The sequence below is a fragment of the Streptomyces sp. NPDC107454 genome (assembly GCF_055582885.1).
On record NZ_JBVJPA010000002.1, the window covers coordinates 212,599 to 228,554 of the forward strand.

13 protein-coding genes are annotated in these 15,956 nt (G+C 70.9%); 6 read left to right on the plus strand and 7 right to left on the minus strand.

Going from position 1 to position 15,956, the window contains the following annotated elements; all coding sequences use genetic code 11:
* Nucleotides 1-53: 53 nt before the first annotated feature.
* On the minus strand, nucleotides 54-2,060 hold the full coding sequence (locus tag ACZ69M_RS05170; RefSeq protein WP_470046746.1) for an RICIN domain-containing protein: 2,007 nt from the start codon (nucleotides 2,058-2,060) through the stop codon (nucleotides 54-56).
* A gap of 245 nt (nucleotides 2,061-2,305) precedes the next feature.
* Between ACZ69M_RS05170 and ACZ69M_RS05175 the strand changes: the two genes are divergently transcribed.
* Nucleotides 2,306-3,055 (plus strand): MBL fold metallo-hydrolase, encoded by a 750-nt coding sequence (locus ACZ69M_RS05175; RefSeq protein WP_470046748.1) that lies wholly within the window; start codon nucleotides 2,306-2,308, stop codon nucleotides 3,053-3,055.
* A gap of 22 nt (nucleotides 3,056-3,077) precedes the next feature.
* Here the strand turns inward: ACZ69M_RS05175 and ACZ69M_RS05180 are convergent, their stop codons facing one another.
* Nucleotides 3,078-3,320 carry a hypothetical protein gene (locus ACZ69M_RS05180; protein ID WP_470046750.1) on the minus strand — a complete coding sequence of 81 codons (243 nt, stop codon included), beginning with the start codon at nucleotides 3,318-3,320 and terminating at the stop codon, nucleotides 3,078-3,080.
* Nucleotides 3,321-3,546: 226 nt separating this feature from the next.
* A complete protein-coding gene (locus tag ACZ69M_RS05185; protein ID WP_470046752.1) occupies nucleotides 3,547-4,401 on the minus strand; it encodes a GNAT family N-acetyltransferase in 855 nt (284 codons plus the stop codon).
* A 110-nt stretch (nucleotides 4,402-4,511) separates the two neighbouring features.
* On the opposite strand from ACZ69M_RS05185, the gene ACZ69M_RS05190 reads away from it, so the two are divergent.
* Nucleotides 4,512-5,039 carry a GNAT family N-acetyltransferase gene (locus ACZ69M_RS05190; protein WP_470046754.1) on the plus strand — a complete coding sequence of 176 codons (528 nt, stop codon included), beginning with the start codon at nucleotides 4,512-4,514 and terminating at the stop codon, nucleotides 5,037-5,039.
* Nucleotides 5,040-5,139: 100 nt separating this feature from the next.
* On the opposite strand, the gene ACZ69M_RS05195 is transcribed toward ACZ69M_RS05190, so the two are convergent.
* Entirely contained in the window at nucleotides 5,140-5,844 is a 705-nt protein-coding gene (locus ACZ69M_RS05195; RefSeq protein ID WP_470046756.1) for a chaplin, read from the minus strand.
* A gap of 217 nt (nucleotides 5,845-6,061) precedes the next feature.
* Here ACZ69M_RS05195 and ACZ69M_RS05200 point away from each other — a divergent pair, with 217 nt between their 5' ends.
* Complete coding sequence (locus tag ACZ69M_RS05200; protein ID WP_470046758.1) at nucleotides 6,062-7,627, plus strand: alpha/beta hydrolase; 1,566 nt, start codon at nucleotides 6,062-6,064, stop codon at nucleotides 7,625-7,627.
* A gap of 137 nt (nucleotides 7,628-7,764) precedes the next feature.
* A complete protein-coding gene (locus tag ACZ69M_RS05205) occupies nucleotides 7,765-8,265 on the plus strand; it encodes a DUF4232 domain-containing protein (protein ID WP_470046760.1) in 501 nt (166 codons plus the stop codon).
* Here the strand turns inward: ACZ69M_RS05205 and asnB are convergent.
* Nucleotides 8,258-10,099: an asparagine synthase (glutamine-hydrolyzing) gene (gene asnB / locus ACZ69M_RS05210; RefSeq protein ID WP_470046762.1), complete on the minus strand. Its 1,842-nt coding sequence runs from the start codon at nucleotides 10,097-10,099 to the stop codon at nucleotides 8,258-8,260. The genes ACZ69M_RS05205 and asnB overlap by 8 nt on opposite strands.
* 367 nt (nucleotides 10,100-10,466) lie before the next feature.
* Here asnB and ACZ69M_RS05215 point away from each other — a divergent pair, with 367 nt between their 5' ends.
* Entirely contained in the window at nucleotides 10,467-11,981 is a 1,515-nt protein-coding gene (locus ACZ69M_RS05215) for an FMN-binding glutamate synthase family protein (RefSeq protein WP_470046763.1), read from the plus strand.
* A gap of 4 nt (nucleotides 11,982-11,985) precedes the next feature.
* On the opposite strand, the gene ACZ69M_RS05220 is transcribed toward ACZ69M_RS05215, so the two are convergent.
* Nucleotides 11,986-13,248, minus strand: coding sequence for an arginine deiminase (locus tag ACZ69M_RS05220; protein ID WP_470046765.1), 1,263 nt, complete (start codon nucleotides 13,246-13,248; stop codon nucleotides 11,986-11,988).
* 33 nt (nucleotides 13,249-13,281) lie between these two features.
* Nucleotides 13,282-14,700 carry a basic amino acid/polyamine antiporter gene (locus ACZ69M_RS05225; protein WP_470047528.1) on the minus strand — a complete coding sequence of 473 codons (1,419 nt, stop codon included), beginning with the start codon at nucleotides 14,698-14,700 and terminating at the stop codon, nucleotides 13,282-13,284.
* 127 nt (nucleotides 14,701-14,827) lie between these two features.
* Here ACZ69M_RS05225 and ACZ69M_RS05230 point away from each other — a divergent pair, with 127 nt between their 5' ends.
* On the plus strand, nucleotides 14,828-15,925 hold the full coding sequence (locus tag ACZ69M_RS05230; RefSeq protein WP_470046767.1) for a baeRF3 domain-containing protein: 1,098 nt from the start codon (nucleotides 14,828-14,830) through the stop codon (nucleotides 15,923-15,925).
* Nucleotides 15,926-15,956 lie beyond the last annotated feature (31 nt).

A 15,956-nucleotide genomic window follows, 5' to 3' on the forward strand; every position in this document is an offset into this window, starting at 1 on the left:
CGGAGTCGATCGAGCCACCCCACCCCGGTGTTCCGCCGCTGGTCAGGCGCGGTTCAGTTGCGGGTCCACTGCTGGTTGGATCCGCCGTTGCACGACCAGAGGTCGATCAGGGTTCCGTTGGCCGTCGCGGCGCCCAGCGCGTCCAGGCACAGGCCCGAGACGTTGTTGGTGACGGTTCCGTTGGAGTTGAAGGTCCACTTCTGGTTGGTGCCGCCGTTGCAGTCCCACAGGACGACCTTGGTGCCGTTGGCGGTACCGCTGTTGTAGGCGTCGAGGCACTTGTTGCCGTAGACCACCAGTTCACCGCGCGCGGTGGAGGTGAACGTCTGGTTCTGGCCACCGCCGCAGTCCCACAGTTCGGCCTGGCTGTTGTTGGTGATCGTGCTCTTGAAGAAGTCCAGGCACCGTCCGGATCCGGTGCCGACGACCGCGGTCCCGTTGGTGCCCGGCACCGCGCGCACGGCCACGGCGTCGATGTCGGGCGCGGTGCCCAAGGCCCCGAAGGTCAGCGTGTTGGAACCCTTCGCCAGGGACGCGAGGACGGAGACGGTCCGGTAGGTGGTCGCCGAGCCGGTGGGCGGGAAGGCCAGCGTCTGCGCGTACTGGCCACCCACCTGAAGCGTCGCCTTGCGGTCCGCGGTACCGCCGTTGGCGTACGTGATGTCGATCAGCTTGGTGCCCGCGGCGGACGCCGTGACTCCGGTGAAGGCCGGGGTCGTCGCGGAGGTGGTGTCCTCGTACGTCGTCCCGGACGCCTCGGTGCCGGAGACGGTGAGCAGCACGCCCTCGCCCGCGGGGACACTGGTGGTGTAACTCGTCGCGAACGAACCGGCGTTGGACGCCGACCAGACGTTGCGTACGGCGGCGGAGGCGGTGGTCAGACCCATGTCCTGCCAGCGGGCGGTGATGTTCGCCGCGGCGGACGTACGGTTCAGCAGCAGGACCGCACGCTTCCCGGTACCGGCGAGGATCTTGCTGTAGACCTGCAGGCCGGTGCTGTCCTCGGCGACCTTGACGCCCTGGAGGCCGCGCGGGTCCTGGTCGATCGCGACGACCTCGGAGTTGGTGAGGACCGAGGCGGTCGTCGAGCTCATGGTGGCCAGGTTGTTGCCCGCGAGCAGGGGGGCGCCGGCGATCGCCCACAGGCCCATGTGGGTGCGGTTCTGGGCGGCGCTCAGGCCGTTCATACCGACCGTCATCATGTCCGGGTCGTTGTAGTAGCCGGTGTGCTGGGCGGCGGGGTGCAGCGACTTGTCGAAGTTGGCCAGGATGCTGGTCATCGTCGGGTTGTCGGGGTAGTAGACGATGTCGGTGCTGGTGCGCCACATCGCGCCCGTGCCGGCGGCCCAGTTCCAGGGGTTGCCCGTGCCCCACTCGCACAGCGACAGGACGAGCGGGCGGCCGGTGACGGCGGTCGCTGCGGTGTTGGCGTCGCGGATCGCCTTGTAGGTCGTCTCCTGGTCGAGGCCCTCGGCGTCACCGCCGCACCAGTCGATCTTCAGGAAGTCGAAGCCCCAGTTCTGGAAGGTCTCCAGGTCCTGCTGGTTGTGGCCCTCCATACCGGTGTTGGGCGCGGCGGGCGTTCCCGAGGGGGTCGGGTAGTAGTAGCCGCAGCCGTTCTTGCCCGCGTCGGTGTAGATCCCGGCCTTGAGGCCCTTGCTGTGGATGTAGTCGACGATGGCCTTCATCCCGCCCGGCCACTTGGCGGTGTCGACCGTGATGTTGCCGTTGCTGTCGCGGGTGCCCAGCCACCAGCCCTCGTCGATGTTGACGTACTTGTAGCCCGCGGCGGCCATGCCCGACGACACGAGGGCGTCGGCCTGGGCCTTGATGGTGTCGTAGTCGATGACGCTGGCGAAGGTGTTCCAGGACGCCCAGCCCATCGGGGCCGGGGCGACCCCGATCTGGTTGGTGCTGACGGCGGCCGGCTCGGCCGTGAGCACCGTGGCGGAGCGTCCGACTCCGGCCAGTGCGGCGACGGCCAGGCCCAGGACGGCGCCATGGACGGCTGCGCGCTTCAGGAGGCCTCTGAGGCGCTTGGTGTGCGAATAGGGGGACATACGGCTCTCCCTCGAGCGGTTTGTTCGCAGACTCGAACAAAAGTCAACGAGACTCGCCATATGGGAGCCGCCATTCCACAGGCGCGTCAAGTCCCTTGCCGACAGGGCCCGTTCACGTTCAGCCACGTCGTCGGTGAACGCGTCCGCGCCCCGGAGGCCGCCCGTCGCGTCGCCACCCGCACGCGGTACCTTCAGTGCGATCCGGCCCGACCCGGCCGGCGAAGATCTCAAGCAACGGGATGGTCATGCGCGAGGACGCGATCGTCGAGGTGGCGGCCGGAATCCATCTGGTCCACGGCAGCAACACCAACTGGGTGATCCTGACCGAGGGGGACGCCGTCACCCTGATCGACACCGGATACCCGGGTGACCGCCCGGACGTCCTCGCCTCCCTCGACGCGCTCGGCCACTCCCCCGAGGCCATCAGCGCCGTACTCATCACCCACGCGCACAACGACCATCTCGGGTCGGCCGAGTATCTGAGCAGCACCTACGGCGTCCCGGTCCATCTGCACGAGGAGGAGGTGCCGCACGCGCGCCGCGAGTTCCTCCAGCAGGTGAGCGTGGGCGAGGTGATGCGCCAGGCCTGGCGCCCCGGAGTGCTGCCCTGGGCGGTGCACGCGATCCGGTCCGGTGGCAAGGCGGACGTCCGGATGACCCGGCCCGAGCCGTTCCCCGGCCAGGGGGCGCTCGATCTTCCCGGCGGTCCGGTGCCGGTGCACACCCCCGGGCACACCGCCGGACACTGCGTCTACCACCTGCCGGAAGCCGGCATCGTGATCTCCGGCGACGCCCTGGTCAGCGGTCACCCCACCTCGCGGATACAGGGCCCGCAACTGCTGCCCGCCATGTTCCACGCCGAGCGCGCGAACGCCCTCGCGTCGCTGAAGCTCATCGAGGCACTCCCGGCGGACGTCCTGCTGCCCGGGCACGGCCCGGTGCACCGCGGATCCGTGAGCGAGGCGGCCCAGCGCGCCCGGGCGCTCGCCAACTGACGGCCGCCGTGAGCCGGCCGGCTCAAGTCCGCGGGGTTCCCGGCTGGACGGTGTCGAGGCAGGCCCGCAGCGCGTCCCGGTTGCGGGCCAGGCAGTCGATACGGCTCTGGATGCGGTCGATCTCGCCCCGCAGGAGTGCGGCGGTCTCCTGGCTCAGGCACTCGGGGTGGAGATGGATCTCACCGGGGTCGGAGAGAAACGGCAGGATACTCCGATCCCCGGGGCAGACGCGCTTGCCTTCACACTGATGTGAAGGTTTCAGCATGGTCGCATGTCGCTCGCACCCCCCGCCAAGGGCACCGCTCCGCCCGCTTCCGGGCTGCCGCTCTCGGGGCTGCTCGCTCTGTCCACGGCCGCCTTCACCGCCGTACTGACCGAAATGCTGCCCGCCGGTCTGCTGCCGCCCTGCGCCGTCTCCTGCCCGCCGAACGCACCGCCGCCTGAACCAGCGCCCGACCTGATCCGCCGGACAGGCCCTGGGCCGAGGGGACCTAGCCGAGTTCGAGCGTGGTGACCCCGTAGACGCGCTCGCCGTTGAACGGCCTGACCGGGCCGGTGTACATCCGGGCCGTCTCGAAGGAGGGGGTGAGGCCGAACTCCTCGGCGAGGGCCACGCCCGGCGCGTTCGACTCGGGGATGTCGATGGCGACCTCGCCCCCGGGAGCGTCGGCGGCCAGCGCCAGCAGGAGGGCGCGGGCGTCCTCGGCGGTGTCGGCGAACAGCGGGCCCACCCGCGGGCGGTCGAGAGCGGGGCGGACCACCGCGTAGCCGGTGAGGTGGCCGTCGGCGACGCGGACGAAGGTGTGGTGGCCGGGACCGGTGAGCCACCGCTGCAGGAAGCCGGGGCGGTCGGCCGGGCAGCAGGCACTGTCGTACGCCGCGATCGACGCGAAGTCGGCCGCTGCGGCGGCCCGCACCCCCGGTGGCGTCTGTTCCGCCGGCACGGTTCCGATGAACCGGACGGTGCGGTGGGCGAGTTCGAAGCCGGACTTGCGGTAGTTGTCCTGCTGCGCCACCACACCGTCCAGACCGACGGTCCGGCCGCCGGCGTGGGCGAGGGCCGTCCTCCAGGTGGTGAGGCCGTGGCCGCGGCCGCGCAGATCCGGTCGTACGAGATAGAAGCCCAGGAAGGCGTAGTCGGCGTCGTACGTCACGACCGAGACCGCCGAGACCGGCTGCCCGTCGATCCTGCCGATGAAGAAACCCTCGGGATCCTGGGCGAAGAAGCTCGGTGCGTCGGACAGCCCCGGATTCCATCCCTCGTCCCCCGCCCACCCGCTGATCACCGACCAGTCGTCGAGCGAGGCCCGGGCGACAACGAGATCCGCGGGACCCGGAGAAGTCATGTGTGCGCTCCATTCGCTTACGGCGGGGGTGCGCGGCGGTCGTCCGCGCCCGCAGCATCCTTCCCGATCTCCACGGATTTCAGCCTCCGTCACTCATAGGCTTGCCGTCCATGAGTGTCGATGACGTGACCCTGCGCCCGGTGGCCGAGGACGACCTGCCCGTCCTGGAGCGGTTCCTGACGGAACCCGCGACCGCCACGCCCTTCCAGTGGTTCGGCTGGCGGGACCCGGACCGCTGGCAGCGCAAGTGGGCGGAGAACCGCATGCTCGGCGACGACGCGGGCCATCTGATGGTCGTGCGCGGCGAGGAGCGCCTGGGCTTCGTCGGGTGGCGCAGGATCCGGCCCACGCCGAGCACGTACTACTGGAACATGGGCATCGGCCTGCTGCCGGAGGCCCGCGGCAAGGGCTGGGGCACGGAAGCCCACCGGCAGCTCGTCCGTTACTTGTTCGCGCACACGACCGTGGTGCGGATCGAGGCGGACACCGAGGCGGAGAACATCGCCGAGCAACGCGCCCTGGAGAAGACCGGGTTCACCCGCGAGGGCGTGCTGCGCAGTGTGACGTTCCGGGACGGCCGGTGGCGCGACGGCGTGCGCTACAGCATCCTGCGCGACGACCTTCCCGAGCTGCGCTGACCCCGCCCGGGCACCGCGCGCGGAAGCCACCCGAACGGGGCCCCACCGGTCGTGAGCCCGGTGGGGCCTGGGCCCTGTCGCCACGACAGGACCCAGCGCGTCAGCGGACCCCCGTGGGCCGGAACCGCCGGTACAGCACGGCCCCGCCCAGCAGCAGGGCGGCGCTCGCGGCGACCGCCGGCATCGTCTGGTCGGCGCCCGTGTGGGCGAGGGAGGCCATGGGCCGCGACGGGGCCTGGTACGGCGTCCCCTGCGCCCTGGGTGTCGTGTGCGGCCTCGGGGCGGTCTTCACCGGCCGGGGGTGGTCGCCGGAGGTGTTCGTGGACGTGTTCCCCACGGACGCGTTGCCGAGGCCGACCACGCTCACGGAGTTGCCGCTGACGTTCACCGGGAGGTGCACCGGGAGCTGCAGGCCGTTGCCCGAGAGCACGCCCGGAGAATCCTTTCCGCTCCCGACCGCGTCGGCACCGCCGCGGGTGACGGCACCGCCGCGGACCACGCCACCGGCGCCTTCGCCGCTCCTGCCGTGGCTCCTCCCGCCGACGCCCGGGCCCCCGCCCTCGCTCACGTTCGCGCAGCCGTTGCCCGCGGCGGGGTTCAGGAGCCCGGCCACGTTCACGGTGTTCCCGCACACGTTCACGGGGACGTGCACCGGGAGCTGGAGGGTGTTGCCGGAGATCAGCCCGGGCGAAGCCGCCGTGCCGCCGTCCGCCGAGGCGTCTGCGTGCGCCGGCATCGTCACGGCCATCGCCGCGCCCGAGGCGGCGGCCGCGGCGATCAAACCATTTCGGGTAACCCGTTTCATAGGTTCCCTGCCTTCCAGACATGGACGCGGGCACTCGCCCGCACCGCGTAAAACGCGGGAGAACCATCCGACGTTATGGCTGATCGTGTTTTCACCCCATCGGGGGTCACGCTTATCGAACGCCCGCCCAGAGGCGCGCCCCCGGACACCCGCATATCGTGAGCGAGGAGCTATCCCCTGGCGCCCGGTACGACGCCGGGCGTCCCTGGAGGCATCCATGCTGTCCGCGCACCAACGCTGGGCGTACGCCGGAGCCGGCGTCGTGGCACTGGCCCTGCTGGCGGCGGGGCTGCCCTCGGGGGTGGCGACGGCCGCCCAGGGCCCCGACCTGTCCCGCTTCTACCACCAGCAGATCAAGTGGGGCACCTGCAAGGGCGACGCAATGCCCGCGGATCTGCAGTGCGGGCAGGTGACCGTCCCGCTGGACTACGCGCACCCGGGGGCCGGGACGCTCGACCTCGCGCTGGCCCGCTACCGCGCCACCGGCGTGTCGAGGGGATCCGTACTGCTGAACTTCGGCGGCCCCGGCGTCCCGGGAGTTCCGCAGCTCGCCGTGAGCGGCAAGGACTTCATGCCGCTCACCAACGGCTACGACGTGGTGACCTTCGACCCGCGTGGTGTCGGCCGGTCCTCTCCCGTCAGCTGCGGCGGCGACATGGGCCAGGCCCCCGGCGCGGCGGGCGCCGCCACCCACGACAGCAGCCCGGAGGCACTCCTCAAGCAGGTGCGGAAGGACGCCGACGCGTGTGCCAGGCACTCCAGCCCGGTACTGGCCCACATCGGCACGGTCAACGCCTCCCGGGACCTGGACGTGATGCGCCAGGCCCTCGGCGACAAGAAGCTCAACTACCTGGGATTCTCGTACGGAACACGCCTGGGCGCGGTGTACGCGAGCCAGTTCCCCGACAAGACGGGGCGCATGGTGCTCGACGGCGTGGATACGCTCACCGAGCCGCTGTCCGAGTCGGGCCTGGTGAGCGCCGAGGGGCAGCAGACCGCCCTGGAGGACTTCCTCACCTGGTGCGCCCAGGACACCTCGTGCCCGTTCGGGCAGGATCCGCGCGATGCCCGTCAGCGGGTCGCCCGGCTCGTCGCCTCGCTGGACAAGAACCCGGTGCCGACGAACTTCGGGCAGCAGTTCTCCGGCCAGGACCTGGTGGCGACCATGGGGCTCGAACTCTTCGAACGCAAGGAGTGGCCGAAACTCGAGCGGTCCCTCGCCTCACTCGTCCAGGACGGGGACCCGAGCCCACTGTTGCAGGCGGCCGGGGGCGGCGTCGCGCTGCCCCACGCCACGTACAGCGGGCTGGTCGACCCCGCGAACGTGCCCCCGGACAACCTCGAGACCGCACTCCTGGCGATCAACTGCGCCGACGACCCCGATCGGCCCAGCGCCGCGCGGCTCACCAAGGAGATCGACGAGCTGAAGGCCGCCTACCAGGAGGCGTCGCCGGTCTTCGGCCCGCTCCGCCTCAACGAGCTGCTGATGTGCTACGGCCGCCCCAGGGGCAGCGACTACATCCGCGAGAAGGTACGCGATGTCCACACGCCGAAGATGCTCCTCGTCGGCACCCGCGGGGACCCCGCGACCCCGTACCGCTGGGCCGAGGAGACCGCCGAGCGGCTCGGCTCCGCGGCCGTCGTGCTCGACAACAAGGGCGAGGGCCACACCGGGTACGCGTCGTCCAAGTGCGTGCGCCAGAAGGTCACCGACTTCCTGCTGTACGGCTCGCTGCCGGACAACGGCAGCTCCTGCGGCCCGGAGGACGCGACGCCGCCCTGAGTGGTCGGATACAACCCGGAGGACACCTGGGCCGTCACACTGAGCAGGCGTCGCTCACCGATCGTGACACCACGCATGACATCGCTCGTGACACCGCTTGTCACACCGCTCGTGACCGAAACAGGGGGAACCCACCGATGCGCGTCCGACCCGTTCTCGCCCTCCCGGCCGTCGCCGTGACGCTGCTGCTCGCCGTGCCGCAGAGCGGCTCGGCCGACGCGCGGCCCGCTCAGTGCGCGGAGAAGGCCGTCTCCGTCCACGCCCACCGCTCCGCGGACCCCACCCTGCTGCACCTCGGCGTCACCAACCGCTCCACCCGGGCGTGCACCGTCGATCGCATCCCGACCGTTGTCTTCGGGGACCTCGACGGCGGCGCCCTGCCGGTGCCCGCGGGGCGCAGCGGGCCGTACCTGCTCGAGGCGGGACGGACGGCGTACGCCGCCCTGCGGACCATCGCCGACCCGGCGGACCCGGAGGCCCGCCGGGTGGAGGGGATCAGCGTCTCGGCGGACCCCATGCGCTTCGGGCGCTCGTTCACCGCGCGCGAGCTGGGCGTCGGCCGCGTCGTCCTGGTGTGGGAGCCGGTGACCTCGTGGTGGAAGCCCTCGCAGGCGGCCGCCGACCGGGCGCTCAGGTAAGGAGCACGTCCGGGGCGTACATGTCCAGCCACAGCGCCAGATCCAGGGTGCGCTCCAGGCCCCGCCGCGACGCCTGCGTGACCTGCGGGCTGTCGCGGTGGGCGGCCCGGCGGACCCGCTCCCGGTCGACGAGGTCGAAGACCGGGTGCGCGGGCCGGGCCAGGAGGTCCTTGGCATGTTCCTGGAGGGCGATCGCGTACTTGGGATCCTGCGTCGAGGGATAGGGGCTCTTGACCCTGTCGTACACGGACTCGGGGATCAGGTCCGCGGTCGCCTCCCGCAGCAGGCTCTTCTCCCGTCCGTCGAAGGACTTCAGGGACCAGGGCGCGTTGTAGACGTACTCGACGAGCCGGTGGTCGCAGAACGGCACCCGCACCTCCAGGCCGACGGCCATGCTCGCGCGGTCCTTGCGGTCGAGCAGGACGCGGACGAAGCGGGTCAGGTGGAGGTGGCAGATCCGCCGCATCCGGTACTCGAAGTCGCTCTCGCCGTCGAGGCGCCGGATGCCCGCGACGGCCGTGCGATAGCCGTCGGCGACGTACGACTCCAGGTCCAGCGCCTTGGTGAGGTCCGGGCGCAGTACGTCGGCGTCGTCGCCGAAGTCCCGGCTGAACCGGACGAGCCAGGGGAAGGTCTCGGCGCTGCGGGCCTCCTCGTCGAAGAACTGCAGATAGCCGCCGAAGACCTCGTCCGCCGACTCCCCGGAGAGCGCGACCGTGGAGTGCTCGCGGATGGCCTGGAAGAGCAGGTACAGGGAGGCGTCCATGTCGCCGAAGCCCATGGGCAGGTCGCGGGCCCTGATCACCTTCGCGCGGACGTCGAGGTCGGCCAGGGCGTGCGCGTCGAGGACGATGTCCTGGTGGTCGGTGGCCGAGGCGCGGGCCACGTCGTGCACGAAGGGGGTGTCAGGGGTGCCCCGCAGCTCGTCGGCGACGAAGTGGTCGGTCTGGCCGACGAAGTCGACGGCGAAGCTGCGGACCTTCTCGCCGTGCTCGCCGAGCTGCCGGGCGGCCAGCGCGGTCATGGCGGAGGAGTCGAGTCCGCCGGAGAGCAGGGTGCAGCGCGGCACGTCGGCGACGAGCTGGCGGCGCACGATGTCCTCGAGGAGCGAGCGGACGGTGGCGATGGTGGCGTCGCGGTCGTCGGTGTGCGGCCGGGTCTCCAGCTGCCAGTAGACGCGGCGGCGCAGACCGGAGCGGTCGACGGTGACGACGGTGCCGGGCTCCACCTCGCGCATGCCGTCCCAGACCGCGTGTCCGGGCGTCTTGACGAAGGTGAACAGCTCGCGCAGTCCGTCCAGGCGGACCCGGGCCGGGACCAGCGGGTTGGCGAGGATCGCCTTGGGTTCGGAGCCGAAGAGGACGCCGTCGGGGGTCGGGTAGTAGTAGAAGGGCTTGATGCCCATGCGGTCGCGGATCATCACGAGCTTGTCGTGCCGGCCGTCCCAGACCGCGAAGGCGTACATCCCGTTGAGCCGTTCGGGGAGTGCCTCGCCCCATTCGAGGTAGCCGCGCAGCACCACCTCGGTGTCGGAGTCGGTGGCGAAACGGTGTCCGCGGTCGGTCAGCTCGCGGCGCAGCTCGGTGAAGTTGTAGGCCTCCCCCGAATAGACGAGCGCGACCGTGCCGTCCGGGGTCTCGGCGGTCATGGGCTGGCGTCCGCCGGGCAGGTCGATGATCGCGAGCCGGCGGTGCCCGAGGGCCGCGGGCCCCTCGGTCCAGGTGCCGCGGTCGTCGGGGCCCCGGCAGGACATCGTCTCCGTCATTGCATCCAATGTCTCCGCCTCGGCGCGCAGGTCGCGGTCGAAGGAGACCCAGCCGGTGATGCCGCACATGTGTTACCTCCCGCGTCCGGTTCTGCTGGGAACACCGCGCCTGCCTGCGGTTTCATGGGCGGGTCGACGCCTCCGCAAAACCAGTTGTATTGGGCAGCTATATGACGAGGTTGTGTCATGTGCGCAAGTGACGTCAACACGTCCGTAACCTGACCGGACCCATCACCCCGACGGTTTCGGCCGCGCTTTGCATCCCGCGGATGGATGGACGGGCCCGCTGCCGGGCGCCTGCGAGCGGGAATCGGCCACGGGCAAAGTCTTCCTCAACATCCGCCGGGGCGCCCGTGGGGGGATCGTCGGGGACCCGAGCGGCATGCCCCCTTTCGCCCCTTTCCGCCCCATGGGTTTGACTCATGGTGTGCGCCGGATGCTCTTGCCGCTGTTCGTCGCCCTGGGTGCGGCCGGGGCGCTGGTCCTGGCATGGGCCGTCTCGCCCTGGTGGTGGTGGGCGGCCACCGTACTGCTCGCCCTGACCGCGCTCGCCGTCCGGGACCTGGCCCAGCGCCGCCAGGCGGTCCTGCGCAACCGTCCCCTGCTCGGTCACCTCCGCTTCCTCCTGCGGCCCGACGACCGTGATGTGCGCGCCATCGTGTACGAGCGCGCCCGGGGCGTCGAGGCCGAGGAGCCCTTCGGCACCGGGCTGGACCCGTACGGGGACGGGTACGAGTACCTGGAACCGTCGATGCGCCCGGTCGAGATGCCGGACGAGCCGCCCGTGGTGCGTGTGGGCGGCCCGGACTGCACCCAGCCGTACGACATGGCCCTGCTGAACGTCTCCGCGATGAGCTTCGGGGCGCTGTCCTCGCACGCGATCCTGGCGCTCAGCAGGGGCGCGGCGCTCGGCGGTTTCGCGCACGACACCGGCGAGGGCGGTCTTTCGGACCACCATCTGCGGGGCGGCGGCGACCTGATCTGGGAGATCGGCAGCGGGTACTTCGGCTGCCGCACCCCGGAAGGGGACTTCGAAGCAAGGGAGTTCGCGGACAAGGCCGCGCTGCCGGAGGTCAAGTGCGTGTCGCTGAAGCTCTCCCAGGGGGCGCAGCCGGGCATCGGCGGGGTGCTGCCCGGCGCCAAGGTGAGCGCCGAGATCGCCCGGGGCCGCGGCGTCCCGGAGGGCGAGGCGGTGGTGTCACCGCCGTACCACCGGGTGTTCTCGACCCCGCGCGAGCTGGTGTGCTTCCTCGCCCGGATGCGGGAGCTGGCGGGCGGCAAACCGACCGGTTTCAAGCTCTGTGTCGGCTCGCGCCGCCAGTTCCTCGCCGTCTGCAAGGCGATGCTCGCCGAGGGAGTCTCGCCCGACTTCATCGTGGTCGACGGCGCCGAGGGCGGTACGGGGGCCGCGCCGCCGGAGTTCGCCGCCTCCCTCGGTACGCCCCTGACCGAAGGGCTGATCACGGTGCACAACGCGCTGGTCGGCAGCGGGCTGCGCGGCCGTGTGCGGATCGGCGCGAGCGGCCGGGTCGCCACCGGTTCGGACATCGTCAAACGACTGGCGCAGGGCGCCGACTACACGAACGCGGCTCGCGCGATGATGTGGGCGCTCGGCTGCCTCCAGGCCCGGCGCTGCCACACCAACACCTGCCCGGTCGGGGTCGCGACCCAGGACCCGCGCCGGGTGCGCGCGCTGGACGTGGCCGACAAGTCGGCGCGGGTGCACCGCTACCAGCGGGCCACGGTCCACAGCGCGAGCCGGATCATGGCCGCCATGGGGGTACGCGATCCGGCCGAGCTCGGACCGCATCAGCTGCTGCGGCGTACGGACCCGGCGACCGTACGGTCGTACGCGCAGCTCTACGAGTGGCCGGCGCCCGGGGTGCTGCTGGCGGAGCCGCCCGCGTCCTGGGAGGCGGACTGGAAGGCGGCGGATCCGGACGTGTTCTGAGCGTTCACAACTCCACCGGGTCCCTGATGATGGGGCAGGTCATGCAGTGGCCGCCGCCCCGGCCACGCCCCAGCTCGGCGCCGACGATGGTGATGACCTCGATCCCGGCCTTGCGCAGCAGGGTGTTGGTCTGGGTGTTGCGGTCGTAGGTGACCACCACGCCCGGTTCCAGCGCGACCGCGTTGTTGCCGCTGTCCCACTGCTGCCGCTCGGAGGCGTACACGTCCCCGCCCGTCTCCACGATCCGCAGTTCCGACAGCCCGAGGGCCTTGGCGACGACCTCGGTGAAGGGGCGTGCGCCCTCGTCGGTGAGTTCGATGCCGGGGGCCTTGTCGCTCGGGCGCAGGGAGAAGGTGCGGACGGCGTCCATGATGGTCGGATAGAGGGTCACCAGGTCGCGGTCGGCGAAGGTGAAGACCGTGTCGAGGTGCATCGCGGAGCGCAGCTTCGGCAGGCCCGCGACGATCACGTGCTCGGCGGCGCCGTTCTCGAACAGGGCCGACGCGACCTGGGTGATGGCCTGGCGTGAGGTGCGCTCGCTCATGCCCATGAGCACGACGCCGTTGCCGACCGGCATGATGTCCCCGCCCTCGAATGTGGCCTCCCGCCAGTCCCGTTCGGGATCGCCCCACCACACGGTCGAGCCCGCGAAGTCGGGGTGGAAGGTGTAGATCGCCTTCATCAGGAGCGTCTCGTCGTGCCGGGCCGGCCAGTACAGCGGGTTGAGCGTGAGGCCCTCGTACAGCCAGCAGGTCGTGTCGCGGGTGTAGAGGGTGTTGGGCAGCGGTGGCATCAGGTACTCGGGTACGCCCGTGGACTCACGGGCCAGTGCGAGGTAGGCGGAGCGGTGGTCCTCGGGCAGGTCGGCGGTGGCGAGACCGCCGATCAGGAACGTGGCGAGCCGGGCCGGTTCCAGTGTCTCCAGGAAGGCGCGGGTGCCGTCGACGAGTCCGACACCGACCTCGTTCGGGGTGATCTTCCGGTCCAGGAGCCAGTCCCTGGCGACCGGGAGCGCCATGGTCCCGGCGAGCAGATCGTGCAGTTCGACGACCTCGACGCCCCGTTCGCGCATCTTGTTGACGAAGTCGGCGTGGTCGCGCTGGGCGTTCTCGACCCACATGACGTCGTCGAAGAGCAGGTCGCCGGAGTTGGTGGGAGTGAGCCGGCGGTGCGCGAGACCGGGCGCGCAGACGAGTACCTTGCGCAGTCTGCCGACCTCGGAGTGGACGCCGTACGCCGGGCGGCCGGTGGTGTCTTGACTGGTCACGGTGTGCCTTTCTCCGGGGCGGGGACGGGCGGGTCAGAGGCTGATCCAGCCCAGCGCCAGGGCGACGATCCCCAGGACCGCGCCGGCGATCGAGACGAGAAGGATGACGAGTTCCCGGGGTGAGAACAGCCGTCTGCCCTGTTCGCGCCGGGCCATCACGAACAGCACCGTGGCGGGCGCGTAGACGATGAAGGAGACGAGGAGGTACTTCGGTCCGGCCGCGTAGAGCAGGAACGCGGTGTAGAGGGTGGCGAGCGCGGCGACGACCAGGTCACCGCCGGGTCTCCCCCGTGCGGTCTTCAGGGCGAAGGCCGCCGCGAGCAGGAACGGGATCAGGGTGAGGGCGCTGGTCAGGTCGAGCGCGAAGCTGAACGCGTCGTCCGAGAACAGGGTGACGACCAGTACGACCTGGGTGAGCAGCGTCGTCATCAGCAGCGCGGGCACGGGCACGTCGGCGGCGGTGGAGCGGCCGAGGAAGCGGGGCATGTCCTCGTCCCCGGCCGCGACGAAGAGCACCTCGGCCGCCATCAACGTCCAGGCGAGATAGGCGCCGAGCACCGAGACGATCAGGCCGACACTCACGAAGGCCTTGCCCCAGGTGCCGACCGCGCTCTCCAGGACCCCGGCCATGGAGGGCTGCCGCAGCTCGGCGATCTCGCTCATCGGCAGGAGTCCGTACGACACGATGGTGACGGAGGCGAAGATGGCGAAGACGCTCAGGAAGCCGAGGACGGTCGCCCGGCCGACGTCCTCGCGGCGTCGGGCGTGCCGCGAGTAGACACTCGCGCCCTCCACACCGAGGAACACGAAGACGGTGGCCAGCATGGTGCCCTTGACCTGGTTGAACAGCGAACCGGCATAGTCGGCGCCGGCGAAGTTCTCGGCGAAGACATGGGGCTTGAGGTAGAAGAGCGCCAGGACGACGAAGACGAGGATCGGCACGACCTTGGCGACGGTGACGATCCGGTTGATGGCCGCGGCCTCCTTCACGCCTCTGCGGATGAGGAAGAAGAAGCACCACAGGCCCACCGAGGACAGGGCGACGGCGAGCAGGGTGTCACCGTCGCCGAGTGCCGGGGCGACGGCCCCGATCGTCGACATGATGAGCACCCAGTACGTCACGTTGCCGACGCAGGCGCTGGCCCAGTAGCCGAACGCCGAGAAGAAGCCCAGGTACTCGCCGAAACCGGCCTTGGCGTACGCGTACACGCCCGCGTCGAGGTCGGGCCTGCGGACCGCGAGCCGCTGGAAGACGAAGGCGAGCATCAGCATTCCGGTGCCCGCGACGGCCCAGGCGATCAGGGCGCCCGCCACGCCCGTCTCCTGGGCGAACAGGCGCGGCAGGGAGAAGACCCCGGCCCCGACCATGGAGCCGACGACCATCGTGGTGAGGGTCGGCAGCGTCAGTTTGGCGGCCGGGGGCGCATGGGTTTCGGTGTCGGCCTGCGTCATGGGCGTCCTGCGGAGGCGGGCGTCGTCGTGCGACGACGACGCGGGGAACGTCATCTGGCGACCCGAGCGACACTAACAATCAATTGCCCCAAATGCCCGATAACTGAATCGGCTCTATCGTGCTGTTATGGAGCACGCACTCAGCCCAGCGACCCTCACCATGCTGCGCAGGCCGCGGCCTTATCCCGCGGTGTCGGTGCTGACGCCCACGCACCGCCGCGAACCCGACAACGCCCAGGATCCGGTCCGGCTGCGCAATGTCGTGGCCGAGGCCAAGAAACAGATCGAGTCCGATCCGGCGGTCACCCGTGAGCGGCGCACCGACCTCGTCCAGCAGCTCGACCAGGCCCTCTCGGAGGTCGACCTGGCGCACGCGGAGGAGGGCCTCGCGATCTTCGCGGCACCCGGCGAGCACCAGGTGTGGTCGCTGGCCCGCACGGTGCCCGAACGCGTGGTGCTCTCGGACACCTTCCTGACCCGCAACCTCGTCGCCGCACAGGTCTCGGAGCGGCCGTTCTGGGTGCTCGCGGTCTCGGCCGACCGGGTGACGCTGTGGAACGGCGGCGCCGACCGGGTCACCGAGGAGCGCATCGGCGGTTTCCCGCGGACCCGCAGCCTCGAGGACCCGAACGCCGAGCGCAAGGAGCGCATCGGAGACCTGCCGAGCACCTTCCGTGACGAACGGACCAAGCACTTCGTGCGGGACGCCGACACCGCGATGAGCGCCGTCCTGCGCGAGGATCCGCGTCCGCTGTACGTCACCGGCGAGACCGCCGCGCTCTCCCTCCTCGACGAGGTCGGCACGGTCACCAAGGACGCCACGCACATCCCGCACGGCGGACTCGCGCACGGCACCCCCGACGCCGTGTGGCAGGCGGTCCGTCCGCTGATCAGCGCCGAGGAGCGCAGGGACACCGACGCGGTGGCGCGCGAACTCGAGTCGGCCCGTGGCCGCAAGGAGTTCGCGGCCGGGGTCGACGAGGTGTGGCAGAACGCCTCCCAGGGCCGGGTCCGGCTGCTGGCCGTCGAGGAGAACTACCGCGTGACGGTACGCGACGACGGCGGCGACCATCTGATCCCGGCCGAGAGCGGTGATCTGGACGCCCGCGAGGACATCGTCGACGAGATCGTCGAGCAGTGTCTGGAGACCGGAGCGGAGGTCCGCTTCGTCCCCGACGGCAGCCTCGGTGACGCGAAAGGCATCGCCGGGGTGCTGCGCTACTGATCATTCCGGCAGACAATCGCCTCCAGAGCTG

Coding starts and splice junctions, on each gene's coding strand:
- ACZ69M_RS05170 (WP_470046746.1), bottom strand. CDS start 2,060: ATGTCCCCCTATTCGCACACCAAGCGCCTCAGAGGCCTCCTGAAGCGC.
- ACZ69M_RS05175 (WP_470046748.1), top strand. CDS start 2,306: ATGCGCGAGGACGCGATCGTCGAGGTGGCGGCCGGAATCCATCTGGTC.
- ACZ69M_RS05180 (WP_470046750.1), bottom strand. CDS start 3,320: ATGCTGAAACCTTCACATCAGTGTGAAGGCAAGCGCGTCTGCCCCGGG.
- ACZ69M_RS05185 (WP_470046752.1), bottom strand. CDS start 4,401: ATGACTTCTCCGGGTCCCGCGGATCTCGTTGTCGCCCGGGCCTCGCTC.
- ACZ69M_RS05190 (WP_470046754.1), top strand. CDS start 4,512: ATGAGTGTCGATGACGTGACCCTGCGCCCGGTGGCCGAGGACGACCTG.
- ACZ69M_RS05195 (WP_470046756.1), bottom strand. CDS start 5,844: ATGAAACGGGTTACCCGAAATGGTTTGATCGCCGCGGCCGCCGCCTCG.
- ACZ69M_RS05200 (WP_470046758.1), top strand. CDS start 6,062: ATGCTGTCCGCGCACCAACGCTGGGCGTACGCCGGAGCCGGCGTCGTG.
- ACZ69M_RS05205 (WP_470046760.1), top strand. CDS start 7,765: ATGCGCGTCCGACCCGTTCTCGCCCTCCCGGCCGTCGCCGTGACGCTG.
- asnB (WP_470046762.1), bottom strand. CDS start 10,099: ATGTGCGGCATCACCGGCTGGGTCTCCTTCGACCGCGACCTGCGCGCC.
- ACZ69M_RS05215 (WP_470046763.1), top strand. CDS start 10,467: ATGCTCTTGCCGCTGTTCGTCGCCCTGGGTGCGGCCGGGGCGCTGGTC.
- ACZ69M_RS05225 (WP_470047528.1), bottom strand. CDS start 14,700: ATGACGCAGGCCGACACCGAAACCCATGCGCCCCCGGCCGCCAAACTG.
- ACZ69M_RS05230 (WP_470046767.1), top strand. CDS start 14,828: ATGGAGCACGCACTCAGCCCAGCGACCCTCACCATGCTGCGCAGGCCG.